The organism is Segatella buccae ATCC 33574, assembly GCF_000184945.1.
Classification (GTDB): Bacteria; Bacteroidota; Bacteroidia; order Bacteroidales; family Bacteroidaceae; genus Prevotella; species Prevotella buccae.
Genome location: NZ_GL586311.1, coordinates 2,076,396 through 2,094,538, shown reverse-complemented (window position 1 = coordinate 2,094,538; position 18,143 = coordinate 2,076,396). Strand labels below are relative to the sequence as shown.

The 18,143-nt window shown below is 48.4% G+C and carries 13 protein-coding genes; 2 read left to right on the top strand and 11 right to left on the bottom strand.

The annotated features are described in order from the left end of the window. Positions 1-15 precede the first annotated feature (15 nt). The 4 genes from HMPREF6485_RS08100 to HMPREF6485_RS08085 all read right to left on the bottom strand — a co-directional run bounded on the left by HMPREF6485_RS08100 (position 16) and on the right by HMPREF6485_RS08085 (position 4,288). Entirely contained in the window at positions 16-1,275 is a 1,260-nt protein-coding gene (locus HMPREF6485_RS08100) for a DUF4861 domain-containing protein (RefSeq protein WP_004345895.1), read from the bottom strand. 172 nt (positions 1,276-1,447) lie between these two features. Then, the gene (locus HMPREF6485_RS08095; protein WP_004345893.1) at positions 1,448-2,461 is read right to left on the bottom strand and encodes a glycosyltransferase family 2 protein; all 1,014 of its coding nucleotides are present in this window, start codon (positions 2,459-2,461) and stop codon (positions 1,448-1,450) included. Position 2,462: 1 nt separating this feature from the next. Beyond that, entirely contained in the window at positions 2,463-3,815 is a 1,353-nt protein-coding gene (gene mtaB / locus HMPREF6485_RS08090) for a tRNA (N(6)-L-threonylcarbamoyladenosine(37)-C(2))-methylthiotransferase MtaB (protein WP_004345892.1), read from the bottom strand. An 83-nt stretch (positions 3,816-3,898) separates the two neighbouring features. Continuing rightward, the gene (locus HMPREF6485_RS08085; RefSeq protein ID WP_082231311.1) at positions 3,899-4,288 is read right to left on the bottom strand and encodes a VOC family protein; all 390 of its coding nucleotides are present in this window, start codon (positions 4,286-4,288) and stop codon (positions 3,899-3,901) included. An 848-nt stretch (positions 4,289-5,136) separates the two neighbouring features. Between HMPREF6485_RS08085 and HMPREF6485_RS08075 the strand changes: the two genes are divergently transcribed. Then, entirely contained in the window at positions 5,137-5,646 is a 510-nt protein-coding gene (locus tag HMPREF6485_RS08075) for a nitroreductase family protein (protein WP_004345886.1), read from the top strand. Positions 5,647-5,809: 163 nt separating this feature from the next. On the opposite strand, the gene HMPREF6485_RS14170 is transcribed toward HMPREF6485_RS08075, so the two are convergent. The 7 genes from HMPREF6485_RS14170 to uxaC form a co-directional block, all read right to left on the bottom strand. Next, positions 5,810-5,974 carry a PG1828 family lipoprotein gene (locus tag HMPREF6485_RS14170; protein WP_004345885.1) on the bottom strand — a complete coding sequence of 55 codons (165 nt, stop codon included), beginning with the start codon at positions 5,972-5,974 and terminating at the stop codon, positions 5,810-5,812. A gap of 290 nt (positions 5,975-6,264) precedes the next feature. Next, positions 6,265-9,489, bottom strand: coding sequence for a carbamoyl-phosphate synthase (glutamine-hydrolyzing) large subunit (gene carB / locus HMPREF6485_RS08070; protein ID WP_004345884.1), 3,225 nt, complete (start codon positions 9,487-9,489; stop codon positions 6,265-6,267). A 30-nt stretch (positions 9,490-9,519) separates the two neighbouring features. Then, on the bottom strand, positions 9,520-10,596 hold the full coding sequence (gene carA, locus HMPREF6485_RS08065) for a glutamine-hydrolyzing carbamoyl-phosphate synthase small subunit (RefSeq protein ID WP_007412024.1): 1,077 nt from the start codon (positions 10,594-10,596) through the stop codon (positions 9,520-9,522). Positions 10,597-10,633: 37 nt separating this feature from the next. Continuing rightward, on the bottom strand, positions 10,634-12,523 hold the full coding sequence (locus tag HMPREF6485_RS08060; protein ID WP_004345882.1) for an amidophosphoribosyltransferase: 1,890 nt from the start codon (positions 12,521-12,523) through the stop codon (positions 10,634-10,636). 81 nt (positions 12,524-12,604) lie between these two features. Next, positions 12,605-14,509, bottom strand: coding sequence for a glutamine--fructose-6-phosphate transaminase (isomerizing) (gene glmS / locus HMPREF6485_RS08055; protein ID WP_004340694.1), 1,905 nt, complete (start codon positions 14,507-14,509; stop codon positions 12,605-12,607). A gap of 72 nt (positions 14,510-14,581) precedes the next feature. Further along, positions 14,582-15,388: a polysaccharide biosynthesis/export family protein gene (locus tag HMPREF6485_RS08050; RefSeq protein ID WP_004345881.1), complete on the bottom strand. Its 807-nt coding sequence runs from the start codon at positions 15,386-15,388 to the stop codon at positions 14,582-14,584. 185 nt (positions 15,389-15,573) lie between these two features. Next, positions 15,574-16,977, bottom strand: a complete 1,404-nt coding sequence (uxaC, locus tag HMPREF6485_RS08045; protein ID WP_004345880.1) for a glucuronate isomerase — start codon at positions 16,975-16,977, stop codon at positions 15,574-15,576. A 114-nt stretch (positions 16,978-17,091) separates the two neighbouring features. Between uxaC and HMPREF6485_RS08040 the strand changes: the two genes are divergently transcribed. Further along, positions 17,092-18,129, top strand: a complete 1,038-nt coding sequence (locus tag HMPREF6485_RS08040; protein WP_004345877.1) for a type I asparaginase — start codon at positions 17,092-17,094, stop codon at positions 18,127-18,129. Positions 18,130-18,143 lie beyond the last annotated feature (14 nt).

The window sequence follows — 18,143 nt, the reverse complement described above, 5'->3', positions numbered from 1 at the left end:
ATGTAAACGGCTCCGTTACTTCGTTTCCCGTTTAAAGGAAACTTTCAAAGGTTCGGCCTGTCGCCGATTCCAATTCCTCAACCATGCGAACCAAGCCTCCTTGTCCTTAAAGCCGAAATTTTCATTGGCTGAAGTGTAGGCAAGTTTATAATTGATGACACCGTCTACCGGCTTCACGACATTTGTATAGTCGTCTTTGGTAGCCTTCTCTTCCGAAACAAGATATTCTCCCGGCATATAGATTCCCAGTCCGACTGTTTCCAACTTATGTTGACCATCATCCTTACCCGTGGGCCAGTCGCTGCCCCAACAACCACGCGCATTCTCACAACCAAATTCTTCCGATCCCTTCACATTGATGAGCCCTGTAGCAAAGCGATAGGTCGGGAAATCGACAGGCGTGCGGCTGAACCGGGCTTGCACATCAAAATCACGATGACCGGCGTAGACGGTATAACGGATCACCACATTAACCGGCATCAAGCCCTCGGCAGGCACCCATCCCTTGTCTTCCACCTCAACAATAGCACGCAGCGGCCCCTCGGCCACAACACGTTGTGTGCGCATTTTTACGTCGGTGAGCAGTTGCTGGGCATGACCGTCCCAACCCCGCAAGGCTCCCAGTCCATAAGTATTGCCCACCCACAGCACATCATCGCCAAAACCTTGGGCCTTCTGCTCGTCAGTGGGATAAAACTGCGTGGCCTCCAGCTCCAGTCCCTTATGGTTCTTGCCATAGAGGTCGATAGTCTGCCGATGGTCGAAATAGACACGCAGGGCAATCAATTCACTTTCAAAGCAGACCCCATGGGAGTGTACATAGTGATAAGTATCTTTAGTGCGAGCATCGAAAGTGATGCTGCGCAAATAGACATCCTGCTTATTTTTGGGCAGTTTCTTGTCCTTCGAGGGAAGCACAAGTTCGGCAAACGTGCGAGCGGGGAAAGTTTTCTGCTCACCGTCGTCAAACAACTCCACCCGATAGTTTTTGGTTTCATGGGCTCCGACATCGGTCAAAAAGCACAATTCGTCATATACACAATCACCGTCAAGATCATCGAGCTGGGAAGGAATCTCCTTTCCATTGAGCGTAACGACGGCACGTTTCACCTCACCGATATCCTTCAGATTAAAAACGACCGGTTCGTCCGTTCGTGGCATTTTGGAAGAATTGGTGACCTCCACACGCATGGTGGCTCTCCGAGCGTGAACGGCCGGGCAGGCCAGCAACAACGCTGCCACAAGTCCTAACATTTGTTTGTTTTTGATTTTCATGTTTTTGGTTTTTAAGTTTTGTAAGTCCAACTTCAGGAATCGACGAGAATCGGAAGAAGACAGTGCCCGTGTTGCCCGTCAGGAGATGGAGATACCCGCTCTACCGCCGGCATTTGGAGTATTCTCCCGACCCCCATCGCACTTGCAAATATTGAGTTATTATTTAGTAGACTTATAGTTCGCTGTATTTTTTCTTGCCACACAGATAATATTTCCACAAGATGGAGAAAGGATTCCGCCCGTCATTTTTCCTGTCTACCCGCATCGCCTGAATGCGATAACGGGCATCATCAAATGTATGCCGCCACTTCAGAAAATCCCTGCGAGCACGGAATATAGCCACGCAATCACGCCAATTACGATTGAAGACAAGCGTCGCAAATGCAGCCAGATAGTCAAGGAAACAGCGCATCCGCATCACTTTCTCCAGTTCACCGTCGCCAAGATTTTTGTAAAGCATGGTCAGATTGTTGCGGAAATTGAGATAGGTTTTCATCGGGTTTTCCTTCGGGAGAGTTCCTCCACCCACATGATAGACTGTGCTTTGGGGCAGACAATACACTTTGCGCCCCATGAGCGACAGTCGCCAACAAAGGTCTATCTCTTCGTTGTGGGCGAAAAAACGGCCATCCAAAGCTCCGGCCATCCAATAGTCGGACGCCCTTATCAACAGGCAGGCGCCCGTGGCCCACAACACTTCAGCCGGTTCGTCATATTGCCCTGTATCTTCTTCCACGGTTTCAAATATCCTTCCACGGCAGAAAGGATAACCATAGCGATCGAGAAAACCTCCTGAGGCACCGGCATATTCAAAACGGGTGCGGCGGCAGAAATCACGCAGTTTGGGCTGACAAGCTGCCACTTCAGGATGCCCGTCCATAAACGAGACGAGCGGAGACAGCCAACCGGGTGTCACCTCCACATCGGAATTGAGCAACATATAGTAGGTGGCATCAATCTGCTTGAGCGCCCGATTGTATCCTTCGGCAAAACCATAGTTCTTGTCCAACAGGAGAGTCTTGACCTGCGCATATTGTTTCAGGAGGGCGAGAGAGTCATCAGTAGAGGCATTGTCAGCCACCCATATCTCCGCTTCGTCCGCCGAACAGGCTATCACGCCGGGCAGAAACTTCTCCAGCATGGCTCTGCCATTCCAGTTGAGTATGACGATTGCTGTCTTTACCATGTCACACCTCCCCCATCAGTTCGTCGACCACAAGTGCCGAACGGTCACGACTGAAACTGCCCAGCCGTAGTTTGAACAACCGGTTGTCATACTCCTCACGGGCCATACGGGCCGGAAGTTCCACACGGATATAATTATCCGTAAATCCGTGCATGGCCTTTCCTTTAGCAGCTTTCTCAAAAAGCACCACCGACTCTGTCCCGATATATTTTGCATAAAACTCCTCCGTTTTTCGGTCGCTCATATCCAAAAGCCGCTTCACGCGCTGCCGCTTCTCCTTGTCGTCAACAACGTATGGGATGGAAAGGGCACTCGTGCCGGGACGCTCCGAGTAAGGGAACACATGCAGTTGGGTCACAGGAAGCGACTCAAGGAAGTCGTAGCAATCTTCAAAATATTCCGGCTTCTCTCCCCGACAGCCCACCATCACATCAACCCCGATAAAGGCATCGGGCATTTTCTCCTTGATGAGGTTGATTTTATGGGCAAAGAGTGCGCGGTCATATCTTCTGTGCATCAGTTTAAGCACCTCATCGCTGCCACTCTGCAGGGGTATATGGAAATGGGGCATAAACGCACGACTGATTGAACAATACTCCACGAGTTCATCGCTGCACAAGTCGGGCTCCAAACTGGAGATGCGGAAGCGTTCGATGCCTTCCACCTCGTCAAGTGCTTTCACCAAATCGAGAAAACTCTCATGAGTCGTTGCACCGAAATCACCAATGTTAACTCCGGTGAGCACTATCTCCCGTCCACCCTCAAGAGCTGCCTCCCGAGCCTGTTCTACGAGCGAAGCGATAGACGGATTGCGGGAGAAGCCACGGGCGTAGGGTATCGTGCAGTAGGTGCAGAAGTAGTTGCATCCATCCTGCACTTTCAGGAAATAGCGCGTACGGTTGCCCCTCGAGCAAGAAGGCTGAAAACTTTTAATATCCTTGGTCTTCACCGAATGGTGCCGGTGAAGTGCCTCCTGCCTGACTCCTCCGACAAAAGCATCGTTAAGATATTGTATCAGGTCGGCCTTCTCATTGGAACCGAGCACCAAATCCACACCATCAATGCGGCTCACTTTCTCCGACTCCAACTGGGCGTAGCAGCCGGTCACGACAACAAATGCACCGGGATTTTCGCGCACCATGCGATGGATGGCCTGCCGACACTTATGGTCGGCCACCTCTGTCACCGAACAGGTGTTGATGAGACAGATGTCAGCCCGCTCGCCTTTCTGCGCTGCAACAACCCCGATGTCCGACAACAATTTGCCAAACGTAGAGGTTTCGGAAAAGTTCAGTTTACAGCCCAGTGTGTAATAGGCCGCCTTTTTTCCCTGAAAAGCACTATAATCAATCATAGTGCAAAGTTACGTAAAATCACTGTAATATTTGCAGAAAACAGAAAGAATAACTCAACTCCACCGGGAACTCGGCGTAATCTTCAAACGGTCAGTTCAATTTCTTCACCACCGGGCAGAAGGACAACGCTCTCGTAGGCTCCATCTCCCGTATAGCGGGGGCCATTGACACATGAATAACCGTCAGCCACAAGGAGGGCTGTCATTTCATCCACTTTCTCACGACTGCCCACACTCATGCTGATATGCTGGTAACCATCGGCATGGCGGTCTTTGTTTCCGTGGGGCATATCGTCTCCCCAATTCATAATTTCCAAACGCGGCCCCTGCCCAAACGTGATGAAATAGGAATGCAATCCGGTCTTCGGATTGTGGTATCCTTCGTTGGCCATGCCACCGAAATACTTGCAGAAGAACAGTTTTGCTCCTTCCAAGTCACGCACGTTGAGTGCGATGTGCTCAATGTAAATCATGTTGATGGTATACGGTTTATCTGTTAGTAAGTTCAAAATGGGGGGTTCCAACTCCTTCCTCCACCAGAAATGCAATGTCTGTTTTTGTCATCTCCTCCTCTCCCATTTTCCTCAAGTGCCTACAAAGATACACTTTTTGTGGGAGAAATTGCAATAGGAGAGAATCATTTTATGGAATCTTTTCGTCAAGAATATTGGTCGAAAAAGTGTTCTGTGCTTGCAATATTCCCAACTGAAACACACCCGGCCGGAAATACACGAATTTCACAAGGGCGTCCAAGCCATTGGCAATCAGGCATTTGAATTTTCTCAACATTTCAAAAGACCTTTAAATGGTCGTCAAAAAGCCGAAACTAACGTGCAAAAGAGCCCTTACCAGAAGCTCATTGCAGCCATTTGGAACGCTCAAAGAGCCTCTTTCGCACGGTCACATCCGGCCTTTACCCGAAAATCAGCGCATCTTTTCGGACCTCCAAACGTATTTCCCCACTCTAATTGAAGGACTTTAGGCGAAGCTTTTTTGTCATGCTTTTTGGCTTTATTTCTATATGGCTACAATGCTTGCTTTTTTATTATAATGTTCTAAACGATTTGCCTAAATATCGCATATTATGCGTATCTTTGCATAAGATAGGCGGCGTTCAGCAATTTGAAAGCAAGCTCTCATTGCATTCACTTGCACTATCTTTGCATAAGATAGGCGGCGTTCAGCAATTTGAAAGCAAGCTCTCATTGCATTCACTTGCACTATCTTTGCATAAGATAGGCGGCGTTCAGCAATTTGAAAGCAAGCTCTCATTGCATTCACTTGCACTATCTTTGCATAAAATGTTTTAAAAATCAATGATATGGACTTCTTGGAATTAGCAAAAAAGCGTTATTCGGCAAGGGAATACTCGCCGAAAGAGGTGGAACAGGAAAAACTTGAATATATCTTGGAGTGTGCCCGGCTGGCACCATCGGCCGTCAACCACCAGCCTTGGCGCTTCATCGTGGTCAAGAGCGATGAAGCCCGAAAAGCCGTACAGCAGTGCTATCCGCGCGAATGGTTTGCACAAGCCCCGCTCTACATTGTCGCCTATGCAAAGACTTCCGAGGCATGGGTGCGGGAATGCGATGCCAAAAACCATGCCGACATTGATACGGCCATCGCCGTGGAGCACATTTGTCTGGCAGCCACCGAACTGGGATTGGGCGGCTGTTGGGTTTGCAATTTCGACGTGTCGCAACTCAAAGACAGCCTCCATTTGTGCTCTGACGAATATCCGGTAGCCATCATACCGATAGGATATGTCGACAAATTCTCGGCAAAACCCAAGTCAAGGAAAAATATGGGTGAGATCGTCACGACAAAATAGCAAGGAAAAGAAAAAACTTTCGGAATCAATGCAAACAGTATGAATGAGCATACAGTTTGCTGCAATGCGCGTAAAATTCTGAAAAGACAAGCATAAAAAAGCCGCTGAAAGCTTAGCTTCCAGCGGTGTTCTCAAAATTTTTCAGTTCGTGTATGCAATCTGATTACATAGCAGCAGTGTCAGCAGCAGCTGTATCAGCAGCAACAGTGTCAGCAGAATCAACTGCTACGGTGTCAGAGTCCTGAGCAGGAGCCTGAGCTGTTTTGTTACCACAAGATGCGAAAGAGATAGCTGCGATAGCTACGAACATTAAAACCAATTTCTTCATTTTCTTTGCTTTTTAAATCTGTAAAACAATCATTTGTTTATTAAAACGATGCAAAGATAAGTATTTTTTAAATACGCCGTTCTTTTTTTTAGGACTTTTTTTGAGGTCGTTTTGTAACTTTTATATAACACACTAATAATCAATAACTTACAAATAGCCAACAAATGTTAAAGTTTTATCGTGCTCGAAAACAGATGCTTAAAAGCATAAAAAGTATGCACAAGAAGGCATAAAAAAGGTGGTGCATCCCCTTGAAGGACACACCACCTTTCATACGCCGGCAAACATGTTTAGTATTCACCCCAAGCCTTAATGTCTATGTCTTCAAGCGACAAGGAACAGAAAGCGTTGATAAAGGCGCAGGCCAACCGACTGTTGGTAATTAGCGGCACATTGAGATCAATGGCGGCACGGCGAATCTTATAACCATTGGTAAGCTCATGCACGGTCAGGTTTTTAGGTATGTTGACAACCATGTCGATCTCCTTATTGTGCAACATGTCAAGAGCCTGCGGATGCTTGCCTTCATCGGAAGGCCAGTAGACACGGGTATTCTCCACGCCATTGTCGGCAAGATAGTTGGACGAACCGCCGGTGGCGTAGAGTTTGTAGCCGTGGGCCACAAGCGTTTTGGCAGCATCAAGCAGTTCGGCTTTCTGCTTGGCTCCGCCTGTAGACAGCAACACCGTTTTCTTCGGAATGCGATAGCCCACGGAGAGCATACTCTTGAGCAAAGCCTGATTGGAGTCGTCACCCAAGCAGCCCACTTCGCCCGTAGAACTCATGTCAACTCCCAAGACCGGGTCGGCCTTTTGTAAGCGGTTGAAAGAGAACTGGCTGGCCTTGATACCCACATAATCCAAGTCAAAGAGATTTTTGTTGGGTTTTTCAACCGGCAAACCCAACATCACACGAGTGGCAAGTTCGATGAGATTGATTTTCAACACCTTGCTGACAAAGGGGAAAGAGCGCGAAGCGCGAAGGTTACACTCGATGACCATGATCTCATTGTCACGAGCCATATACTGGATGTTGAACGGACCGTTGATGTGGAGGGCCTTGGCTATCTGCCGACTCACACGCTTGATGCGCCTCACGGTCTCCACATAAATCTTCTGTGGAGGAAACTGGATGGTGGCATCACCGGAATGAACTCCTGCAAACTCAATGTGTTCGGAGATGGCGTAAGCCAAGATTTCACCGTTTTTGGCCACGGCATCCATTTCTATCTCCTTGGCATGTTCGATGAACTTGGAGACCACGACCGGATGGTCTTCGCTCACATTGGCTGCCAGCCGGAGGAAACGTTTCAGCTCTTCTTCATTGGAACATACATTCATGGCTGCTCCCGAAAGAACGTAGGAAGGACGCACAAGAACCGGGAATCCCACACGGGCGATGAAATCGTCGATGTCTTCCATACTCGTAAGCGCACTCCATTCGGGTTGGTTGATGCCATGCCGGGTGAGCATCTCCGAGAATTTGGCGCGATCTTCGGCACCATCGATATCTTCGGCCTTGGTGCCAAGAAGAGACACATGCTGCTCGGCCAACTTCATGGCCAGATTGTTGGGAATCTGGCCACCGGTGGAAATAATCACACCATGGGGCGACTCAAGTTCGATGATGTCCATGACACGCTCAAAAGTGAGTTCGTCAAAATAAAGACGGTCGCACATGTCATAGTCGGTGGAAACCGTCTCAGGATTGTAGTTGATCATCACAGAACGCCAACCCTCCTTGCGAATCGTATTCAAAGCCTGCACACCACACCAGTCAAACTCCACTGAAGAACCGATGCGATAGGCTCCCGACCCAAGGACAACTATGGAACGCCCGTCGTGCTCCGGCTCGATGTCGCTTGCCACGCCGCCATAAGTCACATAGAGATAGTTGGTCCGGGCAGGATATTCAGCCGCCAGTGTGTCGATCTGTTTCACCACAGGCACGATGCCAAGATTCTTACGGCAATGGCGCACAAGGAGCATAGCCTTGTGCATGTTGTGGAGCTCGTCTTCAAGTCCGACGGCACGGGCTATCTGGAAGTCGGTGAATCCATAGACTTTGGCCTTACGGAAAAGTGCCTTGTCAAGGGTGTTGATGTTCTTGGTTTTCAGTTCCTCGTCAATATCGATGATATGTTTCAGCTTCTCAAGAAACCACTTGTCTATCTTGGTCAGCTCGTGGATTTGGCCAACCGTATATCCCTTGTGCATGGCTTTGGAGATGACAAACACACGCTTGTCGGTGGGTTCACGCAGGGCCGCATCGATGTCGGCAATCTCAAGTTCCTTATTCTCGACAAATCCGTGCATCCCCTGCCCTATCATGCGAAGACCTTTCTGAATGGCTTCTTCAAAATTGCGGCCGATGGCCATCACTTCACCAACCGACTTCATGCTCGAGCCGAGTTCCTTGTCTACGCCACGAAATTTGGAAAGGTCCCAACGGGGAATCTTGCACACGACATAATCAAGGGCCGGTTCGAAGAAGGCCGAGGTGGTCTTGGTGACGGAGTTCTTCAATTCAAACAGGCCGTAACCCATACCCAGTTTGGCGGCCACGAAAGCCAGAGGATAACCCGTGGCCTTTGAGGCAAGGGCCGAAGAACGGGAAAGACGGGCATTGACCTCTATCACCCGATAGTCTTCGCTCTTGGGGTCGAAAGCGTACTGCACATTGCACTCTCCCACGATGCCTATGTGGCGAATAATCTTGATGGCAAGAGCACGCAACTTGTGATACTCACTGTTGTTGAGTGTCTGGGAGGGGGCAATGACAATGGATTCTCCGGTGTGGATGCCCAGTGGGTCGAAGTTTTCCATATTGCAAACCGTAATACAGTTGTCATAGCGGTCGCGCACCACTTCATACTCAATCTCTTTCCAGCCCTTCAGACTCTTCTCTACCAACACCTGCGGAGAGAATGAAAAAGCCTTTTCGGCCAAGACATTGAGTTCCTCTTCGTTGTCGGCAAAGCCGCTGCCCAGTCCGCCCAAGGCGTAAGCAGCACGGATAATCACAGGATAGCCCAGTGTGGCAGCAGCCGTGCGGGCCTGTTCTATATTCTCGCAGGCTTCACTCTTGATGGTCTTTACATCAATTTCATCGAGCTTCTCCACAAAGAGTTCACGGTCTTCAGTGTCCATAATGGCCTGAACGGGCGTGCCGAGAACTTTCACTCCATATTTTTCCAACACTCCCGAACGATAGAGCTCCACACCGCAGTTGAGGGCTGTCTGGCCCCCGAAGCTCAACAGGATGCCGTCGGGGCGTTCTTTTTGGATGACACGCTCCACAAAATAGGGCTGTACGGGCAGGAAATATATCTGATCGGCAACGCCTTCAGAGGTCTGGACGGTTGCAATGTTGGGATTGATGAGCACCGTCTTGATGCCCTCTTCACGCAAAGCTTTCAGTGCCTGCGAACCGGAATAATCGAACTCGCCGGCCTCACCTATCTTCAAGGCTCCCGACCCCAGCAGTAATACCTTTTTTATATTTTCGTCTTTCATAAGAATATCTGGTCTTTTTTATATTGGCTATTACTTCAAGCAATCAACAAACTTGTCAAACATGAATTCCGTATCCACAGGGCCGGAGCAGGCTTCGGGATGGAACTGGCTGGAGAACCAAGGATTGGTCTTGTGCCGGATGCCCTCATTGGAACCGTCGTTCATGTTGACAAAAAGTTCTTCCCAGTCGCTGCCTAATGTCTTGGCATCAACGGCATAACCATGATTTTGGGAAGTGATGTAGCACTTCTCCGTGCCGACAAGGCGCACAGGTTGATTGTGCGAGCGATGCCCGTACTTGAGTTTGTAGATATCGGCTCCACCGGCCTTGGCCAACAGCTGGTTGCCCATGCAAATGCCGCAAATAGGCTTATGGCTGCTATTCATTTGCTTGCGGATAATGCACACGGCTTCTTCACACACATCCGGATCTCCGGGACCGTTGGCAAGGAAAAGTCCGTCGAAGTCCATCGAAGTATAGTCATAGTTCCACGGTACGCGGATAACCTCAAGACCGCGATTGACAAGACTGCGAATGATATTGGCCTTTACGCCACAGTCCACCAACACCACTTTCTTGCCGGCTCCTTCGTTGTAGCGTATCACCTCTTTGCAACTCACTTTATCCACAAAATTCACGCCCTCATAGTCTGCTTCCGGAATACTATCCGGCGCGTCATCAAAGAGTATCTTGCCCATCATCACACCATGCTCGCGAAGCACCTTGGTCAGTTGGCGCGTATCGATGCCTGTCACACCGGGCACATGCTCACGCTTCAACCAATCGGCCAAACTCTCGCAGGCGTTCCAATGGCTGTATTCTTCGCTGTAATCGCTCACAATGATAGCAGAAGCATGGATATGCGTGCTCTCCATGAATGTGGGTATGCCGTCGGTCCCGAATGTGAAAGGAGGCACACCATAGTTGCCAACCAATGGGAAAGTCATCACCAACAGTTGCCCTGCGTAAGAAGGGTCAGTGAGACTTTCGGGATAGCCCATCATCGCCGTATTGAAAACAACCTCTCCCGCCACCGGAGCATCATAACCAAATGATTTGCCATGGAATTTGGTTCCGTCACTCAAAACTAAGGTTACATTCTTCATTGTCTTGTTTGTTATACAATTATCTTTATGATTTGTTTTATTTGGAAACAGCATACTTGTTCTCGTAATAGTTGACGAAAGCTTGATTGCAGAGCTTATTCCCACCGGGAGTAGGATACTTCCCCGTGAAATACCAGTCACCATGATGATGAGGGATGGCCTTATGAAGACCTTCGATGCTTTGATAAACCAATTCGACGGGAGTCGTAAAACCTTCGGGACGAAGCATCTCCACAATTTTCTCGTTGATCTCCTCCACCCGGAAAGGTTCGTAAATCGCTCTCACTTGGTTGGTCATGTCAGCCTTGGGCTTGGTCAACTCGTTCTTGCATGCTTCATAGACACTTTCGATGGTCTTTTCCATCTTGCGCTCTTTCAGTAACTCAATGGTGGCACGGAACACACAAAACTCTTCCAACCGGGCCATATCAATGCCATAATAGTCGGGATAACGGATTTGGGGCGCACTTGACACAATGACTATTTTCTTAGGATGCAAGCGGTCTAGGATACGCAAGATACTCTCTTTTAAAGTTGTGCCCCGCACGATACTGTCGTCAATGATGACAAGATTGTCTTTGCCGGCTTGCACACTGCCATAAGTAATGTCGTACACGTGGCTGGCCAAATCGTTTCTGGAATTTCCTTCTGTGATAAACGTGCGCAGTTTGATGTCCTTCCATGCTATCTTTTCCGACCTCACATAGTTGTTCAAAATGGTAACAAGCTCATCGTGAGTCGGCGCATGCCCCAATGCCTCTATGCATTTGACTTTCTGCTCATTAAGATAACGCTTAAATCCGTTCAGCATACCATAGTAGGCGACTTCTGCTGTATTCGGAATATAAGAAAACACCGTGTGGTCCGTGTCGTAATCAACTGCTTTCAAGATGGGGCTGGTAAGTTGTTCGCCCAGTCGCTTACGCTCTTTATAAATATCGGTGTCACTGCCCCGGCTGAAATAGATGCGCTCGAAAGAACAGGCTGAATCTCCACGCTGTTCAACAATACGCTCAATGGAACTCTCGCCATTTCGTTTCACCAACAAGGCTGTCCCCGGTTGGAGCTCGACAATATCGGAAGCGTCAAGATCAAAAGTTGTCTGCAAGACAGGGCGTTCACTGGCCAACGCAACAATCTCGTCATCCTTATAATAAAAGGCCGGACGAATGCCCCAAGGGTCACGCATGGCAAACATCTCGCCAGAACCGGTCTGCCCACACACCACATATCCTCCATCAAAACCATCCATTGTGGTCTTGAGCACATTGCTCATTTTAACATGGTCTTCGATATAATGGGTTATATCGGTATTTTCCATTTCCATGGCTTTGGCCGCGACGAAGTTGCGCTCCACCTCACGATCCAAACGATGTCCCATGAGTTCGAGCATGATGTAGGAATCGCTGTAAATGCGCGGACATTGGCCTTGCAGGGTGAGTTTCTCAAATATCTCGTCGATATTGGTCATGTTGAAATTTCCGCATAGACAAAGATTCTTGGCTTTCCAGTTGTTGCGACGAAGGAAAGGATGCACATACTTTATGCCACTCTTACCAGTGGTAGAGTATCTCAAATGTCCCATATATAGATTTCCTGCAAAAGGCAGACAATGCTTGACAAACTCCATGTCGGAAAGCCGCTCCACAGGAAGTTCCTTAAAGTTGTCATTGACCGTTCCGAATATCTCCGTGATGGCATTACTGCCCTCTGCCCGCACACGGAACATATACTCGCTGCCCGGCTCTGTCTCCAGTTTCACACAAGAAAGCCCCGCACCTTCCTGTCCGCGGTTATGCTGCTTTTCCATCATCAGATAAAGTTTGTTAAGGCCATACATCCATGTGCCATACTTTTGCTGATAGAATTCAAGCGGCTTTAACAGGCGAATCATAGCCACACCACATTCATGCTTCAACGGTTCCATTTCTCTTGTCCTTCTTACTTTGTGTTTATATCCTGACATTGCAAAAAAGGGAATCGCAGAAAAGCGACTCCCTTTTATATTTTATTCAACGGTAACTGACTTTGCCAAGTTGCGAGGCTGGTCAACATTCTTGCCTTTACATACAGCCACATGGTAGGCCAACAACTGCAACGGAATGGTGACTATGAGCGGTTCTAGGCATTCCAGCACCTCCGGCAACTCAATCACTTCATCAGCTATCTTACTGATTGTCTCGTCACCTTGCGTCACCAAAGCTATGACTTTCCCTTTCCTTGCTTTAACCTCCTGAATATTAGAAAGCAGTTTCTCGTACATGGCGTTATGGGTAGCCACCACCACCACGGGCATATCGGAGTCAATCAATGCGATCGGCCCATGCTTCATTTCTGCAGCCGGATAACCTTCGGCATGGATATAGCTGATTTCCTTCAACTTTAAAGCTCCCTCAAGAGCTACGGGATAACTAAAGCCACGACCAAGATAAAGGAAATTACGCGCATAGGTGAATGTACGGCTCAGGTCGGCAATACGCTCATTAGTCTTAAGCACTTCCTGCATTTTCTCCGGAATACTCCACAGTTGCTCCGTAATATGTTGATAGTCCTCAGTGCTGATAGTGCCACGCTCTTTTCCAATGGCTAAAGCCAACAAGGTAAGTACAGTAACCTGCCCCGTGAATGCCTTGGTACTTGCGACACCTATCTCCGGTCCCACATGAATATAAGTGCCGGTATCGGTGGCCCGCGCTATGCTTGAACCGATGGCGTTACAAATTCCATAGATAAACGCTCCTTTCTCCTTAGCCAACTTGATGGCTGCCAATGTGTCTGCCGTCTCTCCACTTTGGGAGATAGCAATAACCACATCGTCTTTCGTGACAACAGGGTTGCGATAGCGGAACTCACTGGCGTATTCCACTTCTACAGGAATACGACAATAGGTCTCTATCATCTGCTTGCCGATAAGACCGGCATGCCATGAAGTGCCGCAAGCAACAATGATAAAACGTTTGGCGTTGAGCAACTGCTGCTTATGGTCAGTAATAGCACTAAGCACCACACCCATTTCCGTTTCGGTTGTAGTCGGTTGAGCATCATCATCGGAGGTAATCACACGTGTCTCCACCGTTCGGCTTACCACACGCCCACGCATACAGTTTTTGAGACACTCAGGCTGTTCGAAGATCTCCTTCAACATGAAATGTGGATAGCCGCCTTTTTCTATTTGTCCAAGATCAAGGTCCACCGTCTTCACTTCGGGATTAAGCTCTACATTCTCAATGTTGACAACCTTTAGTTCTTCTCCGAGACGCATCACTGCAATATTGCCATCCTCAAGATACACCACCTTGTCCGTATATTCCACAATAGGACTGGCATCAGAACCCAAGAAGAACTCGTTGTCTCCGATTCCCACAACAAGCGGGCTCTGCTTTCGCGCCGCAATAATCTGTCCCGGATCTTCTTTGTCAAGAAGCGCTATAGCGTAGGCACCGATCACTTGCCGAAGCGACAACTGCACAGCTGTAAGCAAATCTACCTTTTTCGTGATTTGTACATATTCGACAAGTTGTACCAACACCTCCGTATCTGTATCAGAGCAGAACTTGACACCTTTCGACACCAACTTCTTTTTGATATCGGCATAGTTCTCTATGATGCCATTATGAATAATGGCCAAACGCCTCGATTGGGAGAAATGCGGGTGGGCGTTGGTCGAAGAAGGTTCACCGTGTGTAGCCCAACGGGTGTGGGCTATCCCCACGACACCGGAGGAATCCTTATCGGCACAAAAAGCTTCCAAATCGGCGACTTTGCCTTTTGTCTTATACACACAAAGCCCGCCATTATCATTTATCAACGCAACGCCTGCCGAGTCATAACCTCTGTATTCGAGCCGTTTAAGCCCCTTAATCAAAATGGGATATGCCTCGCGCTTACCTATATATCCAACAATTCCACACATAAAGTCAAATCAATTTACCTATACATCCTTGCCAAATTGAATTTCGGCTTTCTTGTACCAAGCTGCCTATAATCAGTCTCTCAAGATGTTTACCAACAGAGAAGCTACCGATGTCACAATGCCGATAAAAGAAAACCAAATCGTTGTAGAGCTACCGATTCCTGAGTTCTTGGCCTTTACGTTGTTGGGCTCCACATAAATCACATCGTTTTGTTGGAGATAATAATAAGGAGAATTAATCAGATTGGCATCATTCAGATTGAGCCTGTGAACTTCCTTCTGTCCGGTTGCATCTTCACGGATCAGCATCACGTTATCGCGTTTACCATAAATAGTAAGGTCACCACTCTGCGCAAGGGCTTCGATGACACTCATCTTCTCAGTAGGAACCTGCACCACACCGGGGCGGCCTACTTCACCGATAACCGTCACCCGATAGCTGGCCATGCGCACGGTCACAATCGGATTTTCCGTTGCAGCCAGATAAGGAGCAATCTTCCGACGGATCAAATCTTCGCACTGATTCTTGGTGAGTCCTTCCACATGCAACTTACCTACAATGGGGAAATTGATATTACCTTCATTATCAACAAGATAGCCTTGCAACGAACCACTGCCTCCGGTACTGAGCTGACCGCTCGTGCCAATAGTGTTGGAGACAGACAGATTGAAAGGTGCCGAAGCTTTCGGATCGGTAGTAATCACCGTAATGGTGAGTTGATCCTTGGGCATAACCTTGGCATCATACAGCATACGTGAAGCCGCATAACTGATGGAATCAGCATTCTGAAAATAGGCTACCTGCTTGGAACCGGAACAACTGCCCATGACTACAATCATAGTCAAAGCCACTACAAACGCACTAAGAACTTTTTTCATTTCGATCGACAATATCGTTAAAACTGTGCAAAAATACGTTTATTTTTTGAGAATCACAAATCTTTCCTCTACAATTTACAAAAAAAGGAGTCTGCATCCATTTTACAAAGATGCAAACTCCTATATTTCTAAACAGGCACAGAATGAGAGAAGCTGCCTTCAATCTTCCATGCCGTCAGCTTTTTTTAATAAAACTTGAAATAGTTACGGGCATTATTATAGGAAATGTCTTCCACCATACGAGCAAGGGCTTCCGAGTCATTGGGTAACAGCCCCTTCTCTACATCGTTGCCCAACAAATTGCAGAGCAGACGACGGAAATACTCATGGCGGGGATAGCTCAAGAACGAACGGCTATCGGTCAACATACCTACAAAACGACTCAGCAAACCAAGAACGGAAAGTGCATTCATCTGCTTGGTCATACCATCGAGTTGGTCATTGAACCACCAACCGGAACCAAACTGAATTTTACCCGGGCAAGAACCGTCCTGGAAATTGCCGAGCATGGTTGCAATCACTTCATTGGCGCACGGGTTCAGACAATAGAGTATGGTACGCGTGAGCCGGCCTTCCATATTCAGTTCGTTGAGGAAGTGGCTCATTGACCTGGCTGTATTAAACTCACCGATGGAATCGAATCCCGTGTCTGCACCGAGTTTGTTGTACATCAATGTATTATTGTCTCGGATGGCCCCATAGTGATATTGTTGAGTCCAGTCGGCAGCATGATCCATCTCTGCGCACACGCGAAGGAAGGCATGCTTATACTGGCGAATCTCGAGAGCGGACAACTGCTGTCCACGGAGGGCCTTCTCAAAGATGGTCTCTATCTGCGAGTCTGTATAAGGTTCGTCATAGAACTCTTCTATGCCGTGGTCGGAAAGTTTGCATCCATTTTCCGCAAAGAAGTCGTGACGCTTCTGCAAAGCATCAACCATAGCGGCGAAACTGTTGATTTCCAAGCCACTGACCTCAGCCAACTTCCGAACATAGTCGGCATAGTCGGGCTTCTCGATATTCATGGCCTTGTCGGGCCGCCATGCCGGAATCATCTTGATTTCAAAACCACTCTCACGTGTCTGCTTGTGATAGCGAAGGTCGTCAATAGGGTCGTCGGTGGTACATACACACTCAACATGATAGTGACGCATCAAGCCCCGCGCACTGAACTCAGGCTGTTGCAACTTCTCGTTACACTCATCATAGATTTCACGAGCAGTCTTAGGACTCAGCTGTTTCTCGATACCAAACGCAGTCTTGAGCTCCAAATGTGTCCAATGGTAGAGCGGATTGCGGAATGTGTAGGGAACCGTTTCCGCCCACTTTTCAAACTTCTGCCAGTCGTCGGTATCGTTACCCGTGCAATATTTCTCATTCACGCCGTTTGTGCGCATGGCACGCCACTTGTAGTGGTCGCCTCCCAGCCACAATTCAGTGATACTTTTAAACTTATGGTCATTGGCCACCATTTCGGGAATCAAATGGCAATGATAGTCGATAATAGGCATCTTGGCCGCATGATTGTGGAAAAGTTCTTGCGCGGTTTCCGTCTCAAGCAAGAAATTTTCATCCATGAACTTTTTCATCGTTTTTCGTTTTTAAGTTTTGTAGATCTTCTTTTCTGCAAAACTACATAAATAATTTGGAATATAATCCATTTTAAATTATATTTGCAAATGATTTTACGAAAACGATTACGAATGAGAACCAACAGGATATTACTCATATACACCGGCGGCACGATAGGCATGGGATGCAACCCACAGACGGGTGCTTTAGAGCCTCTTGATTTCAACCATCTTGTCAATGCCATGCCCGAGTTAAGACTTGTCAAGACAGACATCGATGTCTACCAGTTCGACCCGCCGATCGACTCCAGCGACATGAGCCCGACGTGCTGGGCCCAACTGGTCGAAATCATTACCAAACACTACCACTCGCACGATGGCTTTGTCATTCTCCACGGCACCGACACAATGGCCTACACGGCATCGGCCTTGTCGTTCATGCTCGAAAACCTGACCAAACCGGTGGTGCTCACCGGTTCGCAGCTGCCTATGGGCCAGTTGCGCACGGATGGAAAAGAGAATGTCGTGACAAGCATCGAACTCGCGGCCGCCCACAATGCCGACGGGCTACCGCTGGTGCCTGAAGTGTGCATCTATTTCAGCGGCCGCCTGCTGCGCGGCAACCGCTCCACCAAAATCAATGCCGACGGATTCAACGCCTTCGAGTCGTACAACTATCCCCACTTATGCGATGCCGGCGTGACCTTCAACTATCACCCACACAACATTCTCCGTCCCGATTTCGACCGCCCGATGGTTCCCCATCAAGAGATGGACAATAATGTCATTGTCCTGTCACTCTTCCCCGGTATCGAGGAAAATATCGTGCGCCATGTACTCGAAGCCCCCGAGTTGCACGCCATTGTGCTGCGAAGTTTCGGCAACGGCAACGCCCCACAAAAGCCTTGGATAGCGCGGTTACTCAATGATGCGGCACGGCGCGATGTCGTGATTGTCAACATCAGCCAATGCGTGAGCGGCACGGTGGCTATGGAGCGATATGATGCCGGCTATCATCTGAAAGATGCCGGGGTGGTGAGTGGAAGGGACAGCACGGTGGAGGCAGCTGTCACCAAACTCATGTATCTGCAAGCCAGATACCACGACCCGAGAATCATTCGCGAAAAAATGAACCAGTCTCTTGCCGGAGAAATCACTCTGCCTACATAAAAAGGTGGGCAATA

Excerpts from the sequence above, each read along its gene's own strand:
- HMPREF6485_RS08060 (WP_004345882.1), bottom strand. The coding sequence starts at position 12,523 with ATGGAACCGTTGAAGCATGAATGTGGTGTGGCTATGATTCGCCTGTTA.
- HMPREF6485_RS08085 (WP_082231311.1), bottom strand. The coding sequence starts at position 4,288 with ATGATTTACATTGAGCACATCGCACTCAACGTGCGTGACTTGGAAGGA.
- carA (WP_007412024.1), bottom strand. The coding sequence starts at position 10,596 with ATGAAGAATGTAACCTTAGTTTTGAGTGACGGAACCAAATTCCATGGC.
- HMPREF6485_RS14170 (WP_004345885.1), bottom strand. The coding sequence starts at position 5,974 with ATGAAGAAATTGGTTTTAATGTTCGTAGCTATCGCAGCTATCTCTTTC.
- carB (WP_004345884.1), bottom strand. The coding sequence starts at position 9,489 with ATGAAAGACGAAAATATAAAAAAGGTATTACTGCTGGGGTCGGGAGCC.
- HMPREF6485_RS08075 (WP_004345886.1), top strand. The coding sequence starts at position 5,137 with ATGGACTTCTTGGAATTAGCAAAAAAGCGTTATTCGGCAAGGGAATAC.
- HMPREF6485_RS08100 (WP_004345895.1), bottom strand. The coding sequence starts at position 1,275 with ATGAAAATCAAAAACAAACAAATGTTAGGACTTGTGGCAGCGTTGTTG.
- HMPREF6485_RS08040 (WP_004345877.1), top strand. The coding sequence starts at position 17,092 with ATGAGAACCAACAGGATATTACTCATATACACCGGCGGCACGATAGGC.
- glmS (WP_004340694.1), bottom strand. The coding sequence starts at position 14,509 with ATGTGTGGAATTGTTGGATATATAGGTAAGCGCGAGGCATATCCCATT.
- uxaC (WP_004345880.1), bottom strand. The coding sequence starts at position 16,977 with ATGAAAAAGTTCATGGATGAAAATTTCTTGCTTGAGACGGAAACCGCG.
- mtaB (WP_004345892.1), bottom strand. The coding sequence starts at position 3,815 with ATGATTGATTATAGTGCTTTTCAGGGAAAAAAGGCGGCCTATTACACA.
- HMPREF6485_RS08050 (WP_004345881.1), bottom strand. The coding sequence starts at position 15,388 with ATGAAAAAAGTTCTTAGTGCGTTTGTAGTGGCTTTGACTATGATTGTA.
- HMPREF6485_RS08095 (WP_004345893.1), bottom strand. The coding sequence starts at position 2,461 with ATGGTAAAGACAGCAATCGTCATACTCAACTGGAATGGCAGAGCCATG.